Annotated in this window: 12 protein-coding genes; 10 read left to right on the forward strand and 2 right to left on the reverse strand. The window is 43.2% G+C overall.

Annotation, left to right across the window (positions count from 1 at the left end):
- The first annotated feature begins 70 nt into the window (after positions 1–70).
- The 8 genes from V6252_RS00595 (at position 71) to V6252_RS00630 (ending at position 10,780) form a co-directional block, all read left to right on the forward strand.
- On the forward strand, positions 71–880 hold the full coding sequence (locus tag V6252_RS00595) for a phosphatidate cytidylyltransferase (protein ID WP_341608880.1): 810 nt from the start codon (positions 71–73) through the stop codon (positions 878–880).
- A gap of 179 nt (positions 881–1,059) precedes the next feature.
- Entirely contained in the window at positions 1,060–2,268 is a 1,209-nt protein-coding gene (gene ispC / locus V6252_RS00600) for a 1-deoxy-D-xylulose-5-phosphate reductoisomerase (RefSeq protein WP_341608881.1), read from the forward strand.
- A gap of 96 nt (positions 2,269–2,364) precedes the next feature.
- Positions 2,365–3,741, forward strand: a complete 1,377-nt coding sequence (gene rseP / locus V6252_RS00605) for an RIP metalloprotease RseP (protein ID WP_341608882.1) — start codon at positions 2,365–2,367, stop codon at positions 3,739–3,741.
- Positions 3,742–4,003: 262 nt separating this feature from the next.
- Positions 4,004–6,421 carry an outer membrane protein assembly factor BamA gene (gene bamA / locus V6252_RS00610; RefSeq protein ID WP_341608883.1) on the forward strand — a complete coding sequence of 806 codons (2,418 nt, stop codon included), beginning with the start codon at positions 4,004–4,006 and terminating at the stop codon, positions 6,419–6,421.
- Positions 6,422–6,567: 146 nt separating this feature from the next.
- Positions 6,568–7,584, forward strand: a complete 1,017-nt coding sequence (lpxD, locus tag V6252_RS00615) for a UDP-3-O-(3-hydroxymyristoyl)glucosamine N-acyltransferase (protein ID WP_341608884.1) — start codon at positions 6,568–6,570, stop codon at positions 7,582–7,584.
- A 52-nt stretch (positions 7,585–7,636) separates the two neighbouring features.
- Positions 7,637–8,173 carry a 3-hydroxyacyl-ACP dehydratase FabZ gene (fabZ, locus tag V6252_RS00620; protein ID WP_238068215.1) on the forward strand — a complete coding sequence of 179 codons (537 nt, stop codon included), beginning with the start codon at positions 7,637–7,639 and terminating at the stop codon, positions 8,171–8,173.
- Positions 8,174–8,346: 173 nt separating this feature from the next.
- The gene (gene lpxA / locus V6252_RS00625; RefSeq protein WP_057759135.1) at positions 8,347–9,126 is read left to right on the forward strand and encodes an acyl-ACP--UDP-N-acetylglucosamine O-acyltransferase; all 780 of its coding nucleotides are present in this window, start codon (positions 8,347–8,349) and stop codon (positions 9,124–9,126) included.
- A 301-nt stretch (positions 9,127–9,427) separates the two neighbouring features.
- A complete protein-coding gene (locus V6252_RS00630; protein ID WP_191114912.1) occupies positions 9,428–10,780 on the forward strand; it encodes a sodium-dependent transporter in 1,353 nt (450 codons plus the stop codon).
- Positions 10,781–10,922: 142 nt separating this feature from the next.
- Here the strand turns inward: V6252_RS00630 and tgt are convergent, their stop codons facing one another.
- Positions 10,923–12,074 (reverse strand): tRNA guanosine(34) transglycosylase Tgt, encoded by a 1,152-nt coding sequence (gene tgt, locus V6252_RS00635; protein WP_057759140.1) that lies wholly within the window; start codon positions 12,072–12,074, stop codon positions 10,923–10,925.
- 418 nt (positions 12,075–12,492) lie between these two features.
- Here tgt and V6252_RS00640 point away from each other — a divergent pair, with 418 nt between their 5' ends.
- Positions 12,493–13,086: a heme-binding protein gene (locus V6252_RS00640; RefSeq protein WP_341608885.1), complete on the forward strand. Its 594-nt coding sequence runs from the start codon at positions 12,493–12,495 to the stop codon at positions 13,084–13,086.
- Positions 13,087–13,150: 64 nt separating this feature from the next.
- On the opposite strand, the gene asd is transcribed toward V6252_RS00640, so the two are convergent.
- The gene (asd, locus tag V6252_RS00645) at positions 13,151–14,284 is read right to left on the reverse strand and encodes an aspartate-semialdehyde dehydrogenase (protein WP_341608886.1); all 1,134 of its coding nucleotides are present in this window, start codon (positions 14,282–14,284) and stop codon (positions 13,151–13,153) included.
- Between the two features lie 439 nt (positions 14,285–14,723).
- On the opposite strand from asd, the gene V6252_RS00650 reads away from it, so the two are divergent.
- Positions 14,724–15,839 carry an endonuclease/exonuclease/phosphatase family protein gene (locus V6252_RS00650; protein WP_341608887.1) on the forward strand — a complete coding sequence of 372 codons (1,116 nt, stop codon included), beginning with the start codon at positions 14,724–14,726 and terminating at the stop codon, positions 15,837–15,839.
- Positions 15,840–16,310: the final 471 nt, after the last annotated feature.

The following is a 16,310-nucleotide window of genomic DNA, read 5'->3' on the forward strand; positions in this document are numbered from 1 at the left end:
CCATCGTTAGTTAGCTGCTATAATGCATTTTTTGACCATCTGTTCTTCATTATTATAAGGCTCGATAAGTATGTGGCAACGAATTAAGACGGCAATTGTTCTCGTTATTATCGTTGGTATTGCAATGTTTGCGAGCCAAACGCCTATTTTATTTGCACCACTGTTGGCCATTGGGGTCGTTATCGCCGCTCATGAGTGGGCCAAATTAATGCCTAAGTGGCGCCAGCCTGTGGTATTCGTTCTATTGATTTTAGCGCTTACTATATTCTCACTGATGTTTAAGGTAACTTGGTTGTTTTGGTGGGTGGCGTCACTCATTATATGGCTGATGGCGCTGTCTTGGGTTCGAGTCTTCCCGACACAAACGAGGTGGTACGGCAACCAGCTGGCAATGATGGGCGCGGTTATTTTGACGGCATCTATCACGGCGATGTTCTATCTCTGGCAACTGTCGGCATGGTGGCTGCTGTATGTGTTCTTATTAGTATGGTGTGCAGATAGTGGTGCGTATTTCGTTGGACGCAAGCTTGGTCGCCGAAAAATGGCACCAAATGTCTCACCCAATAAGAGCATGGAAGGGTTGGCTGGTGGCCTCGTCACAGGGCTGCTAGTTGTGATAGCCATTAGCGTCTTTAAATTACAGCTGACCGGTGTGCCATTAATCGCATTTGTAGCGTTATCGGCCATCACTATTCTTGCCTCTGTACTTGGAGACTTGTTTGAGTCGATGCTCAAACGTCGTGCTGATGTCAAAGATTCAGGCACTATCTTGCCAGGTCACGGTGGTATCCTTGATCGTATCGATTCACTATTGTCTGCTACACCGATATTTGCACTGGGTTTTTGGGCGATACAGCAGCTTGGTTTGATAGTGGTGTAAGGTTATATAGCAGCACTGTTCTATTTAAACCTATTCTGTAGTCAGTTCACCATAATGTTAGTATAAGTAAGCCAAGTGTAAGCAATGCATTGGTATGGCAAGCGTGGCTACTAGCATGGCAATTTTATAGTTAACAGACGATATTCTATTTTTATTATTTTTAAGTATCACGGGCATTGATGGTTATGACGCAACGCATCGCCGTACTAGGCGCGACAGGCTCGATTGGCGATAGCACTTTAGCAATATTAGCGGCGCAACCGCACACTTATGAAGTCTATGCTTTATCAGGCTATCATCGCTTAGATAAGCTATTTGCGCTCTGTCAGCAATTTCTGCCGAAGCGCGTCAGTGTTCCGACGTCAGCCGTAGATGACTTTGCTCACAGACTTAAAGCCGCAGGGATTGCTAGTGATGTCGTAGGGGGCGAGGCAGGATTAGTCGATATCGCTACTGACTCGCAGACTGATACAGTTGTAGCGGCGATTGTAGGGGCGGCAGGGTTGCCGTCTACATTGGCAGCAGCACGTGCAGGCAAACGTATCTTATTGGCCAACAAAGAAGCCTTAGTCATGGCAGGTAAGGTCATGATTGATGCGGTCAAGACGCACAAAGCCACTTTGCTGCCGCTCGATTCTGAACACAATGCCATTTTTCAATGCTTACCACTTGCTATTCAGCAAGACAATACGCAAATTCATCAGCCAAATCATGGTGTCCGTAAACTATGGTTGACAGCTTCTGGCGGGCCATTTTTGCAGCAGTCGTTTGAGCAGATGCAGCAGGCAAGCGTCGCAGAAGCGGTCAAACACCCGAATTGGTCAATGGGTCAAAAGATATCTGTCGATTCGGCGACGATGATGAATAAGGGGCTTGAGCTGATAGAAGCCTGTCACTTATTTGATTTGCCTGAAGATAAGATAAATGTGGTCATTCATCCACAAAGTATCATTCACTCAATGGTAGAATATAGCGATGGCAGCTTTTTGGCGCAGCTGGGCAGTCCAGACATGAAAACCCCCATTGCGCACGCCCTGAGCTATCCTGATCGAATTGATAGTGGCTCGCAGCCGTTAGACTTATTTGCACTTAGTGGTTTGGAGTTTATTGAGCCTGACTTGCAAAAATTTGCCTGCCTGCGTTTGGCTCGTCAGGCTATGCAAGCAGGGACGCAAGCCACGATTGTGCTCAATGCGGCAAATGAAATTGCAGTGGCGGCGTTCCTCGATGGTAAAATTCGTTTGACGGACATTGCTAATATTAACGAACAAGCCTTAAATGACATACAGCTGCCACCATTGAACGAAACTGCTGACATAGAAGATATATTGGCAATCGATAAGATTGCACGCCACCTGACTGATAAGTTAGTAGCAAAGCTGACATAATCGTAGCAAGCGTCTCTTAGCTGATACATGACATTGATAAACGATATTAGTGAAGATGTTAATAAAAATGCTGAGAGACAAGACTGAGAAAAAATCATGACGTTTTTACTAACACTTCTTGCTGCCATATTTGTTTTAGGCCCTCTTATTGCCTTACACGAGTGGGGACATTATATTGTGGCACGGCTTTGCGGTGTCAAAGTGCTAACGTACTCTATCGGTTTTGGTCCTAAAGTTTTTGGTTGGACCAGCAAAAAGAGCGGTATCGACTATCGTATCTCAGCATTGCCACTTGGCGGCTATGTAAAGATGCTGGATGAGCGTGAAGGTAATGTCGCAAAAGATGAGCAGCATCTTGCATTTAATCGGCAGCATCCGCTCAAGAAAATTGCTATCGTTGCAGCTGGCCCTATCATGAATTTTGTCATCGCTATCGCGCTATTTTGGGTACTATTTATGACCCCATCTGAGCAGTTGGCGACTAAGATTGGACAGGTACTACCAGATACGCCTGCTGCAATGGCACAGTTACCAGTCGGTGATAAGATTGTGGCGATTGATGGACACGACGTGCAGACATGGGAAGGTATTAACTATCGGCTTGCAGGACGTATGGGTGAGACGGATAATGTTAGCATTACCTTGCAATCAGATGCCCAAACCAATCAGTCGACTAAAACCTATCAAGCACCAGTCACGCAGTTTATGCAAGGTGAGGCTCAAGGCAAAGACGCATTGACCAGCTTTGGTATGTTGCCATGGCAGCCGCAGATTGCTCCGATTGTAGGCGGTTTGGCTCCCGATGGTGCCGCTAGCCGCCAAGGTCTAAAGGTTGGCGACCGCATTACTGCTATTAATAATGAGTCAATCGAAGATTGGATTACTGCCACACGTATCATCCGTGACAACCCCGAAACGCTATTGAACTTTACGGTATTGCGTGATGACAAGTCTGTACAGTTGCAGATTATGCCTCAAGGCAAAAAAGACAACTTGGGTAATGATTACGGACAAATTGGTGCAATGGTGGATCAGACTGAGATTGTGATTCCTGACGATTACAAGACCACCGTGGTCTACGGTCCTAGTGAGTCGTTAGTTAAGTCATTTGAAAAGACTGAGCAGCTCGCAGTAATGACCGTAAGCTCGATGGGAAAAATGCTGTCAGGTATGATTGGTTTAGACAATCTATCAGGGCCAATTACCATTGCCAAAGTCGCTAAGCAAAGCTTTGATATCAGTTGGCAGATGGTATTATCGACAGCGGCGCTTATTAGCTTAAGTCTTGCCGTCTTAAACCTTTTGCCGATTCCAGTATTAGATGGTGGTCATATTGTCTATCATTTTATTGAGCTGATTCGCGGTAAGCCACTGTCTGAAGGTGTGCAAATGGTGGGTCTAAATATCGGTTTACTCTTACTGGCAGGTTTCATGGTGTTAGCAATTGGTAATGACATCAGCCGGCTATTTTAGTCAGCTGATGAGCAATATGGCTGATAAAGCACGATATACTAATGGTTTTACGCCTATTATAGGCTGATTATTGTTATGATAGGCATGCTACTCTGTGTCGCAGCCTCTGTACTAATCGTAATTTTTAGTTTATTTTGTGATGCAATTTATATAAAGTGTTCTGAGTTACCCTTGCATGGGTTTATAACCTTATGCGTACGGGTTAGACAATACGTGCCTTTTAACTTAACTTAAGCAATTTTTTTATTGACGGATAGTGTTTATGCGTACGCCTTTAATTATGAGCGCGGCTGGGTTGCCGTTAGTTGTAGCGATGATGAGTATGCCAGTACAGGCTGCAGAATTTGTAGTAACTGACATCGGTTTTAATGGCTTACAACGCCTAACCCCTGATAGCCTCTATCCGGTCTTACCTGTTACGGTAGGCGATACGGTGAATGATAGTAGCTTAGCTGCCAGTATTAAGGCACTATATGCAACTGAGAACTTTGCTGATATTCAAAGCCGTGTCGAAGGTGGCAAGCTAAGGTTTGACGTCATTGAGCGCCCAACGATCGCTGAAGTAACCTTTGAAGGTAACAAGCTCATTCCAAAAGAAGGACTTGAGCAGGGACTGAAGAATGCTGGACTGTCTGCTGGTGACGTGCTCAAGCAGTCTACTTTGCAAGGCGTGGCCAATGAGCTACAACAGCAATACGTTAGCCAAGGTTACTACAATAGTAATATCGAAGTAGATCAAACGGTACTTGATGGTAACCGCGTGAAACTTGACGTGCGCTTTGTAGAAGGCAAGCCTGCTAAAGTTGTTGATATCAATATTATTGGTAATAATCATTTTAGTGATGAAGAGATCAAAGACGTTTTCGCGGTAAAAGAATCTTCATGGACGCGTCTATTATCTAAATCTGATCGATACGCTCAAGAAAAACTGGCCGCCAGTTTAGAGAGTTTAAAGGCGCTATATCAAAACGATGGTTATGTGCGTTTTTCAGTTGATAATGCCGTATTGAACATCAGCGAAGATAAGAGTAGCGTGTTTATCGAAGTTAGCCTAAGCGAAGGCGAGCAATACCAGTTTGGCGAAGTGAACTTTTTAGGTAAACCTACCTTTGAGAATAGTGAGCTAAAAGAGCTGGTTAGCTTTGCATCTAATGAAAAATATTCGCAAGCAAAACTAGACGAAACCACTGCTTCTCTTAAAAGACGCTATGGTAACGAAGGCTATTATCTAGCTCAAATCAGACCAGTACCACGTATCAATGACGATACGAAAATGGTCGATGTCGATTACTATATCGACCCTGCACGTCCTATCTACGTTCGCCGTATTAACTTTACGGGTAATATTAAAACGCAAGACGAAGTATTACGTCGTGAAATGCGCCAGTTAGAAGGTACGCTGTCTTCTAATGACAAAATTCAGCTGTCACGCACGCGTTTGATGCGTACTGGCTTCTTTAAAAATGTCACTGTTGATGTTAAGCCAGTGCCTAACCAGCCAGACCAAGTTGATGTAAACTATGTGGTTGAAGAGCAGCCTTCTGGTAGCTCAACGATTGCAGCCGGTTACTCACAAAGTGGCGGTGTGACTTTCCAATTGGATTTGACCCAGAACAACTTTATGGGTACAGGTAACCGTGTAAAGGCTGCGCTTTCTCGTTCGGAAACACGCGACTCTTATAGCCTAGGTTACACCGATCCGTACTTTACAGAAAACGGTGTCTCTCAAGGCATCAGCGGTTATTATCGCAAAACCAAATATGATGACGACAACGTTAGTAACTATGTGACTGATTCATATGGTGCGACGCTGAATTATAGTTATCCTATTGATGAAACCAAACGCCTGAGTGCTGGTCTAAATGTAGACAACACAAAGGTTCGTGGTGGTCGTTATTTAGGTATATCTAATGTCCAAGAAATTCTAGACGAGGGCGGTACGAAAACGCCGGAAGTCGAGACTGATGGTGTTGCTAGTTTCAAGAATGACTATCAGACTTACAACCTATTGTTTGGTTGGGACTATAGCACCCTAGATCGTCCAGTATTCCCTACCAAAGGGATGAGCCATGCGGTTGATGCAACCATCGGTCTTGGCGATGCCAACTACCAAAAGCTAACTTATAGCGGCAATATATATTACCCTATTTATAAAGACGTGATCGCGCGTGGTTATACTAAGCTTGGTTATGGTAATGATTTACCGTTCTATGAGAACTTCTATGCTGGTGGTTATGGCTCAGTACGTGGTTATGAATCATCTACTCTAGGACCTAAATCACAAGTTTATCTTGATGCAGTCAATGACTCAAATAATCAAACCTTCACTGCAGAAGAAGTGGGTGGTAATGCGCTAGCAACGTTTGGTGCTGAACTAATTTTGCCAATGCCGTTTAAAGGTGATTGGGCAGATCAAGTACGCCCAGTATTGTTTGCTGAAGGTGGTCAGGTCTTTGACACTTCTGATAAAGAAGATCGCACTTTTATCAATCCTAGCAATGGAGAAGATACAGACATTCCATTACTGACCCAAGATAATGACTTCCGCTACAGTGCTGGTGCTGGTATCACTTGGTATACGCCAATTGGTCCGATCTCACTTAGCTACGCGGTACCATTTGGTGACAAAGAAGGCGATGAGACTGAAAAAGTCCAGTTCCAGATTGGTAATACATTCTAAATTAATGACATTTTTCATATCTATTTGAGTAGTTTTAGAGATTGTTTCAAATAGACGGGAATATCATTAGAGCTTAGTAGGTCGTCAAAACGCATTGTTATTTTGGCGACCGTTTCATTTATAAACACATTTTATTAATAGTCATTATGATAACGATTGAGCAAATCATTACTCGAATTGAGCAGCGTCAGCCTATTATTAATAAGGCTGAGATTGATACTGAGCAATTGTGTCAACCATTCAGTAGCGTCGGTAGTTTGACGACAGCCAGTCAGCAGCAGTTAAGTTTTTTGGCAGATCCTCACTACATCTCTAGCTTGGCTAGCAGTGAGGCAGGCGCGGTGTTGGTGACGGAAGCATATCGTGACCAGGTGCCTACCTCAGCGATAGCGCTAGTCGTCTCAAATCCATATTTGGCTTATGCCAGTGCCAGTCAGCTGTTTGCACGTCATTCTTTATCTAACGGGATTCATCCTAGCGCTGTGATTGCAGACAGTGCTGTGATTGGTGAGCAAGTCAATATTGGCCCTTTTTGCGTGATTGGTGACAACGTGCAGATAGGGGCACGCAGCTCACTCGATGCTCATGTCGTGGTTGAGGCCAATACTAGTATCGGTACCGACTGTGTGATTAAGTCGCAAGTCGTTGTCGGACCTGAGTGTGTCATTGGTAATTACGTTAGATTGCATGCAGGGGTAAGCATCGGATCTGAAGGGTTTGGGTTTGCGCCTACTAAAGATCCTAGTAACACAGGTTGGGAACGCATTGCCCAGTTAGGCCGTGTCATTATTGGTGATCATGTGCGAGTTGGTAGCCAGACATGTATCGATCGTGGCGCTATCGATGATACCGTTATTGGTAATCACGTGATTATTGATAATTTGGTACAAGTTGCCCATAACGTCTGTATCGGTGACGGCACTGCTATCGCTGCTCAAACGGGCATTGCGGGTAGTACTACGATAGGGAAGCGCTGTATAATAGGCGGCGCTGTCGGTATCACAGGGCATATCGAGATTACAGACGATGTCGTTTTGTCTGGCATGACCATGGTAACCAAATCCATTAAAACCGCTGGCTCATATTCATCTGGTACTGCTGCAATGCCAACTGCTAATTGGCGACGTGCTGCTGTACGTTTTCGTCAGTTAGGCAATAACTAATGCAAACACAAACAAATAATAGATATTCAAAACACAGCAAGGAAGCGTCATTATGAGCAATAACAATATAGATATCCCAACTGATGAAGACGTTAAAAGCTTGGCTGAGCAAGGTCTTACGCTACCATTGACGTATCATACGATTAAGCATTACTTACCGCATCGTTATCCTTTTATGCTGGTAGATCGTATTGTAGCTTGTACGCCAGGCGAGTGTATTACTGGCATCAAAAACGTGACTATTAATGAAGAGTTTTTTAACGGTCACTTTCCTGATGAGCCGATTATGCCAGGGGTATTGATGGTGGAGTCAATGGCGCAGGTGTCAGGAGTGCTTGGTTTTATCAGTGCAGGGCTAACGGCAGAAGACGGTTATCTCTATCTATTTGCAGGTGTGGATAAAGTCCGTTTTAAACGCCGTGTGATTCCTGGTGATCAGCTTATCATTCGTGCAAAAACCGTGATGCAAAGACATGGTATATACAAATTTGATTGTACTGTCCATGTCGAAGATGAACTGGCGGCTAGTGCGCAAATCATGATTGCACGTCAGGAGCAGCAAAAACCTGCTAATGTGAAGGGTGCTTAAGTTTTCAGTAAGCCATACTGTACGAAGAGCGATATTGAAACCGCTCACTATAACTGCAATAAATAGCTATATGTAAACTCAACAACACAACTGGTATTAGCTTCGTTAGTAAGACTGAAATAGCGATACTTTTTTATTATTTACTCGCATCAAATGATACAAGGGCCCATCTTATGAGTCAGATTCATCCTACAGCACTCATCTCACCGTCCGCGCAGATTGACGAGACTGCTATCATCGGGCCCTACTGTATCGTTGGTGATGAAGTATCAATTGGTGCGCATACGGTTTTGCATAGACATGTCGTTGTGACTAAGCTGACTCGCATTGGTCAACATAATGAGTTTTATCAGTTTGCAAGTATTGGTGAAGATCCTCAAGATTTGAAGTATGCAGGCGAGCGCACTTGGCTTGAAATCGGTGATCATAATACGATTCGTGAAGCCTGTAGCTTACACCGTGGTACAGCGCAAGATGGTGAGCTGACTAAAATCGGCAGTCATAATCTATTGATGGTAAACACCCATGTCGCACATGATTGTGTCATTGGCGATCATAACGTACTGGCCAACAATGTCGGTGTGGCGGGGCATGTGACTATCGGCGACCATACCATCATCGGTGGCAACTCAGGCATACATCAGTTTTGTACAGTAGATGACTATAGCTTGATTGGCGGAGCAAGCCTCATTCTAAAAGATGTGGCTGCATTTACGATGGTATCTGGCAATCCGGCAAAGGCTCATGGGCTCAATATCGAAGGTATGCGCCGTAAAGGCTGGTCGAAAGAAACGATTAATGTATTACGTCAAGCGTATCGTACGATTTTTAGATCAGGTTTGACTACTGCACAAGCGTTGGAAGTCCTACATAGTGAGCTATTGGCTAAAGAGCCAAAAATTCAGCTACTTATTGATTCCTTACAAAATAGCAGCCGCGGTGTTGTGCGCTAAAAAAATAAAAATCGATTAATGATGAGTTTGATACTTTTAATAAGCTAAATTCTTATGGAATGAAGGCGAATTACGTAGAAGCCATAACTATTTGTTATGGCTTTTTATATTTATGAGCACTTGACTTTTTTGGTCGCTTAGCAGAAACTGAGCGTTTACGATATTGTAATCAATTCTTTCTTAATGTTGCTGGGCGCTTCACATCGAAGCGTTTACTAAATAGCTCAATGGTAAAGCTGACTATTTATGTTGATCAAGGAAGATTATCAGTAACGTTAATTGAAGCACGAGGACGGAAAAAATGGCTATCAATAAACAAGAACATGCCCAATGGAGCTCAAGCTTTGGCTTCGTATTGGCAGCAGTAGGCTCAGCAGTTGGTTTAGGAAACATATGGAAATTTCCATACATGGTTGGCGAAAGCGGTGGTTCGGCTTTCGTTATTGCTTATTTGTTCTGTATCGCGCTGGTCGGTTTTCCGATATTAGTTGCTGAATGGTTAATTGGTCGACGTGGTCAAAAAAACCCAGTCAATACTTTTTCAGACGTAGCAGCGAATGAAGGTAAATCACGTAGTTGGGGTATTATTGGTGCTACTGGTGTTTTGGGTGGCTTCTTAATTCTATCGTTCTATAGTGTGATCGGTGGTTGGGCGCTTAACTATATCACTAAAGTTGCAACAGGTAGCTTTGCTGGTCAAGACAGTGATTCTGTTGCTGCAACCTTTGATGCTATGCTTGCATCAGCTGGTACATTGACGATCTGGCATACGGTATTTATGATTTTAACCGCTGTTATCGTTGGTATTGGTGTGACAAGTGGTATCGAAAAAACAGCTAAGATTTTAATGCCATTATTGGGTGTGATTCTGTTCGTTATCGTTGGTTACAACGTAATGAACGGTGGATTCGGTGAAGCAGTTGCTTACCTATTTACGCCAGATCTTAGCAAACTAACGGCTGATGTTATGCTTGCAGCATTAGGCCATGCATTCTTCACCCTATCAATTGGTATGGGTATCATGGTCGCTTATGGCTCTTACTTGGGCCGTGAAGTAAACTTGCTAAAAACAGCACGTACCGTTGTTATTTTGGATACGGTTATTGCGTTGGCTGCTGGTCTTGCCATCTTCCCAATCATCTTTAGCAATGGTCTAGATCCTGCATCAGGTCCTGGTCTTATCTTTGTAAGCTTGCCAATTGCTTTCGGTAGCATGGGTGCGGGTACTATCATTGGTGCATTGTTCTTCTTGCTTATTACCTTTGCCGCTATTACTTCATCTATCTCGTTACTTGAGCCAACCGTTGAGCTGTTAGAAGAGCGTACGTCGATGAGTCGTACTGTATCGACTATCGTGGCAAGTACAGTAATCTGGTTGTTAGGTATTGCAGCATTGCTATCGTTCAATCTATGGTCTGACTTTACTATCATGGGTAATGGTATTTTTGATGCATTAGATAAGCTTACTAGTAAGTTCCTATTGCCTCTAACAGGTCTGGCTGCAATTGTATTTGTTGGTTGGAAAATGGATCAACGTAACATTCAGCAAGAGCTTGGTTTATCTAATGGTACATGGCAGCTGTGGCAAATCGTTGCGAAATTCATCGCACCAATCGCTGTTATTGTAGTATTTGTGACGTCATTGATGGGATAGTAGTCAAAATAGATTCTATTTGAATCATTAAGTGATAATCATTGAGTGATAAAAGCAGCACAGAAAAAAGGGCTTAAGATTATTCTTAAGCCCTTTTTTATTTCAACAGATATCGTTATACGGTCGTGAATGTTAAATAGGATTAACGCAAGTTTAACTCAGGAACCGTTTGACCGCGTTTGGCATAAAACTCGCTGACAAACTCATCAAATTTATCTTGCTCGATAGCATCTCTAATACCCTGCATCAAACGTTGGTAATAGCGTAAATTATGAATAGTCGCTAACTGAGCACCTAGCATCTCTTTACACTTGTTAAGATGGTACAGATAAGCACGGCTAAAGTTTTGGCAAGTATAGCAGTCACACTCAGGATCTAATGGACCTTCATCATTGCGATATTGGCTATTACGAATACGTACCACACCAGCATTGTCTGCATCGCCCGTCACAAAGTAATGGCCGTTACGCGCGTTACGCGTTGGCATCACACAGTCGAACATATCTACACCGCGGCGTACGCCTTCAACTAAATCCTCAGGCTTACCAACACCCATAAGATAGCGCGGCTTATCTGCTGGCATATCATCAGGCAGGTAGTCTAGGACATCTATCATCTCTTCTTTAGGTTCGCCAACTGATAGACCGCCAATAGCATAACCATCGAAGCCAATCTCTAACAGGCCTTCAAGTGACTGCTGACGCAAATCAGGATACATACTGCCTTGTACGATACCAAATAATGCGTTAGTGCTACCCAGTCTGTTGTGCTCATCGATACAGCGTTGTCCCCAACGTAATGATAGCTCTAACGACTTTTTCGCTTCGTCATGAGTGGCTGGATAAGGCGTACACTCATCGAACTGCATGACGATGTCTGAGTTCAAGCTGTACTGAATTTGCATGGATTTTTCTGGTGAAAGAAATACCTTTGCGCCGTCGATAGGAGATTTAAAATTGACGCCTTCTTCGGTAATTTTACGCATTGCGCCAAGGCTAAATACTTGGAAACCGCCCGAATCGGTCAAGATAGGCTTGTCCCAATGCATAAACTTATGCAAGCCACCAAATTTATCAATGACTTCGGTACCCGGACGTAACCATAAATGGAAGGTATTGCCTAGAATAATATCAGCACCGATGGCTTCGATATCACGTGGCAGCATGCCTTTGACCGTACCATAAGTACCAACAGGCATAAAAGCAGGCGTTTGCACGTCGCCATGATTGAGATGAACCGTACCACGGCGTGCACGCGTTGCACCGCTGGCCGTTTTATGTAAGACAAATTGCATATGATAACCGCTATTTAAGCTATGAAAATGACGCTAATTATAGCATTGTTAGCGGTTTTTTTGGATATATAGTCAGAGAATCACTGAATTGCTACGGCGTTACTCTCCCTAAATGTACTACTTGTACAATTTTCAGTTGGCTACCTTATACCCGTTTTAGCGTTTTTTAACTATAGATATTAGGTGTTATCGATATACGCGCAATATACACTTTGGTCAATACCGCTTTACCATAACCAAAAAATACAGATAGCACCCCAAAAGACACAGACAGTGCTAAAGGTCTGTTGATACAGTAGAAGTTATACAGGTGAGGTAATAATCATTGCCACATCATGCTTTTAGATGCTGGAGACATAATATGAAAAAGACAGCTTACTTATTATTGAGTGGTTCATTATTAATATCAGGAGGGGCTATGGCTACCGAAGAGCCGAAATATACGGTGTTGACCCAAGTAGAAGACTTTGAGTTGCGCCGCTATGATGAGCAGCTAGTGGCGCAAACGTGGGTGAGTGGTGACCAAGACTCAGCAAGTCGTGAAGGATTTAAGGTTTTAGCGGACTATATTTTTGGTAATAACACAGCACCAAGTGGAGACAGTAGTAAAATTAGTATGACGGCACCTGTCACGATGCAAGCTGATAACAAAGAAAGTGATAATGAGTCACAAAAAATTGCCATGACAGCACCAGTCAGTATGCAACAAGACGATGGTAAGTGGCGCGTACAATTTACGATGCCTAGTAAATATACGATGCAAACGTTGCCTAAACCAAATAATCCAAACGTTGAGATTATCGAGGTGCCTGCACAGACGTACGGTGTGATTAAGTTCTCTTGGCTCGCAGGAGAAGATAAAGTAGCGGAAAAAACCGAAGCGCTGCAAACATGGATGCAAGACCAAAACCTGAGACCTATAGGTGAGCCTGAATTGGCCCGTTATAACCCACCTTGGACGCTACCATTTTTACGTCGTAATGAGGTGATGATTGCTTATCAACCTGAATAGTAAACAGCCCATAAAAAAAGACAGCAGTTGCTGTCTTTTTTGTGCTTCATTTAAGGTATCTGAGTTAGACGTTTTGCTCACGGATGATATTAAGCATACGACGTAATGGTTCTGCTGCTCCCCATAACAACTGATCACCAACGGTAAAAGCACCTAGATATTCAGGGCCCATATTCAACTTACGCAAGCGACCTAGCGCAACGGTTAAGGTTCCAGTCACGGCTACTGGCGTTAGGCGATTCATAGTAGCTTCTTTGTCATCTTCGACCAAGTCTAACCATTCATTACCACTATTTTTGAGTGCAGCTTCGATTTCTTCTAGCGGAATGTCTTTTTTCAGCTTGATCGTTAGGCCTTGCGCATGACAACGCATAGCGCCGACGCGTACACACATCCCATCGATAGGAATCGTACTGGCTTCATCGTTACCCAAGATCTTATTGGTCTCGACGCCGCCTTTCCATTCCTCTTTTGACTGTTTGTTTTCTAGCTGAGCATCGATATAAGGAATCAAGCTACCTGCCAGTGGTACACCGAAGTATTGTGTAGGAAAGTCTGCTGAGCGCTGAGTCTGAGCGATTTTTTTATCAATCTCAAGAATAGCACTAGCAGGGTCAGCCAATTCGTCTTGGACGGCATCACGTAACACACCCATGCCATTGATGAGCTCACGCATGTTGTTTGCGCCAGAGCCACTAGCAGCCTGATATGTCATCGCGCTGACCCATTCGACCCAACCTTTATTAAACAGCTCACCGATAGCCATCAGCATCAATGATACGGTACAGTTACCACCGATAAAGTCTTTTTTGCCGTTGGCTAGGGCACTATCAATAACATTACGGTTGACTGGATCAAGAACGATGATGCTGTCATCTTTCATTCGCAGCGTACTTGCCGCATCAACCCAATAGCCGTTCCAACCGTTATCACGCAATGGTTGATGGACTTTTGAGGTATAGTCACCACCTTGGCAAGTAATAACGACATCACAGGCAGCAAGTGCTTCAATATCATGAGCGTCTTTTAGTTGGCCGGTTTCAATACCATCGAATTTTGGTGCATCACCACCAGCATTACTGGTAGAAAAAAACACCGGTGTAATACCGTTGAAGTCATTTTCTTCCTGCATACGTTGTATCAATACTGACCCTACCATACCGCGCCAGCCTACCAAACCTACTGTTAAATCACTCATGAAGTTCAATCCTATTTACAATTATTTGTTGCATCGTCAACCGATAACAATGCCGTGAATGGCACGAAAAAGCAAGGCGTTTTGGCTATTATTTGGTCGTTTTCCATACACTATTAACTATGTCGACTATAACTTTAAGTTATTACTATTGAATAGATACTTGGCTATCTGACGACCTCAAAAATATAATGTTTAATAAAGCACGCATTACATTGAGTGAGCCAATATTGTAACGTTTTATGATAGTTGTCGCATAATTGAGACTCACCAGTAGGCGAGAATCTTCTGAAATGCTAAAGTAAGTCTCAAACGCAATTACTCGACGTTAGTTATTTGATGTCAGGCGGGTTACAAACACGATATTTCTTATCAAACAAAAGCTTAACCAATATACATCATCAGCTCTATCGACACTTTAATCAACGGTTAGTACCTACTTATGGATCTCTCACTATTATATTACGCCTTACAAGGTCTAGCAGGATTCATCGCCTTTGTCACAATCTGGGGCTGGTTGCCGCTAGATAACTGGTGGGTGCGCGGTGTTGAGTTTCCACGTATTCAAATAATGGTGCTTGGTATTATTGCTTGGGTCGGCATGATAGTGTTTTTCTCAGAGTGGGAATTAGGGCAGTGGATATTGTTTGTTGTACTGAGCGGTACGTTAGCATTTCAGCTGAGAATGGTACTGCCATATACTAAGCTATGGAAAAAAGAAGTTCAAAAGGCAAAAGATAAGCCAGAAGGGCAAGCGCATCAAATAAAAATCATGGTATCAAACGTATTGACGCCCAATGACGAAACGCAAAAGTTGGTTGATTTGGTTAAGCGAAAGCAGCCTGATATCTTAATTACATTAGAAAGTGATAAGAAATGGGAGCAAGCCTTACAGCAAGTTGAGTCTGACTATCCCTATACCGTGAAAGTGCCACTAGATAATCTATATGGTATGCACTTGTATTCTAAGCTTGAGCTGATTGATCCTGAAGTTAAGTATTTAATGATAGATGATATACCCTCTATTCATACTCAATTGCGCTTGCAAGGAGGCCGCGTCGTTTGGTTATATTGCTTGCATCCCATGCCGCCTAGCCCAACTGAAGCTGATAAGTCCACCACACGTGATGCTGAGCTGCTCATGGTTGGTAAACATATAAAAGAAAACGACCAAACGGCGATACTGGCAGGTGATCTCAATGATGTCGCATGGTCAAAAACCACTCGACGTTTCCAACGTATCTCTGGCCTGCTAGATCCTCGCATTGGTCGACATTTTATTAATACCTTTCATGTTAAATACCCGTTTCTGCGTTGGGCTCTAGACCATATCTTTCATAGTGCCTGCTTTACGGTAGTTGATATTCAGCGTATGCCGTCCGTAGGATCTGATCATTTCCCTGTGATGACTACCTTGCAATATGAGCCAGAAGAAGCAAGCAAGCAAGAAGGCAATGCGCCTACTGCACAAGCAGAAGATATCCAAGAAACTGACAACAAAATCGAAGAAGGCAAGAAAGAAGGCGAAAAAGTGTCAGAAGAGCACAGACAAGAGTAGCGCAGTTTTGGTTGATAAAAGAGGCTGTTTATTAACGGTAATGCATAAAAGTGATGTAAGCATATGCTTACGCAAAATAGAGTCTTTAGCTTCTATCGGCACCAAGTCCATTGGCCTATAATACATCCATCAACACAAGGATACGCATGGATGTAGTGTTGAGACAGTACCAATAAAAGCACAGGTCAGCCCGCTGTCTTATATAATACTGTTAAATGACTTAGGATGAGTCAGCACGGAAGAGAGATAATAATAATAACACGAAGTATTGAAACCCTGAACCAATCGCCCTAGGTTCGGGGTTTTTCTTTGCGTATAGATTTTGGTTTATCAAGATGTAAACTATTTAACTTTGAGATTTTCTCATCAAAGCTTTCTGTTAAATACTTAACTGAGCATACAAAGAAGGGTATATGCCATTGCATATACCCTTCTTTGTTTAAATCGATTCAATATTCTAGCTAACTTAAT

Source organism: Psychrobacter proteolyticus (assembly GCF_038155145.1).
Classification (GTDB): Bacteria; Pseudomonadota; Gammaproteobacteria; order Pseudomonadales; family Moraxellaceae; genus Psychrobacter; species Psychrobacter proteolyticus_B.

What these genes read in the sequence shown, in the direction of transcription:
- asd (WP_341608886.1), bottom strand. Translation starts at nt 14,284, where the DNA reads ATGAGTGATTTAACAGTAGGTTTGGTAGGCTGGCGCGGTATGGTAGGG.
- lpxD (WP_341608884.1), top strand. Translation starts at nt 6,568, where the DNA reads ATGATAACGATTGAGCAAATCATTACTCGAATTGAGCAGCGTCAGCCT.
- V6252_RS00640 (WP_341608885.1), top strand. Translation starts at nt 12,493, where the DNA reads ATGGCTACCGAAGAGCCGAAATATACGGTGTTGACCCAAGTAGAAGAC.
- rseP (WP_341608882.1), top strand. Translation starts at nt 2,365, where the DNA reads ATGACGTTTTTACTAACACTTCTTGCTGCCATATTTGTTTTAGGCCCT.
- V6252_RS00595 (WP_341608880.1), top strand. Translation starts at nt 71, where the DNA reads ATGTGGCAACGAATTAAGACGGCAATTGTTCTCGTTATTATCGTTGGT.
- tgt (WP_057759140.1), bottom strand. Translation starts at nt 12,074, where the DNA reads ATGCAATTTGTCTTACATAAAACGGCCAGCGGTGCAACGCGTGCACGC.
- ispC (WP_341608881.1), top strand. Translation starts at nt 1,060, where the DNA reads ATGGTTATGACGCAACGCATCGCCGTACTAGGCGCGACAGGCTCGATT.
- V6252_RS00630 (WP_191114912.1), top strand. Translation starts at nt 9,428, where the DNA reads ATGGCTATCAATAAACAAGAACATGCCCAATGGAGCTCAAGCTTTGGC.
- bamA (WP_341608883.1), top strand. Translation starts at nt 4,004, where the DNA reads ATGCGTACGCCTTTAATTATGAGCGCGGCTGGGTTGCCGTTAGTTGTA.
- lpxA (WP_057759135.1), top strand. Translation starts at nt 8,347, where the DNA reads ATGAGTCAGATTCATCCTACAGCACTCATCTCACCGTCCGCGCAGATT.
- V6252_RS00650 (WP_341608887.1), top strand. Translation starts at nt 14,724, where the DNA reads ATGGATCTCTCACTATTATATTACGCCTTACAAGGTCTAGCAGGATTC.
- fabZ (WP_238068215.1), top strand. Translation starts at nt 7,637, where the DNA reads ATGAGCAATAACAATATAGATATCCCAACTGATGAAGACGTTAAAAGC.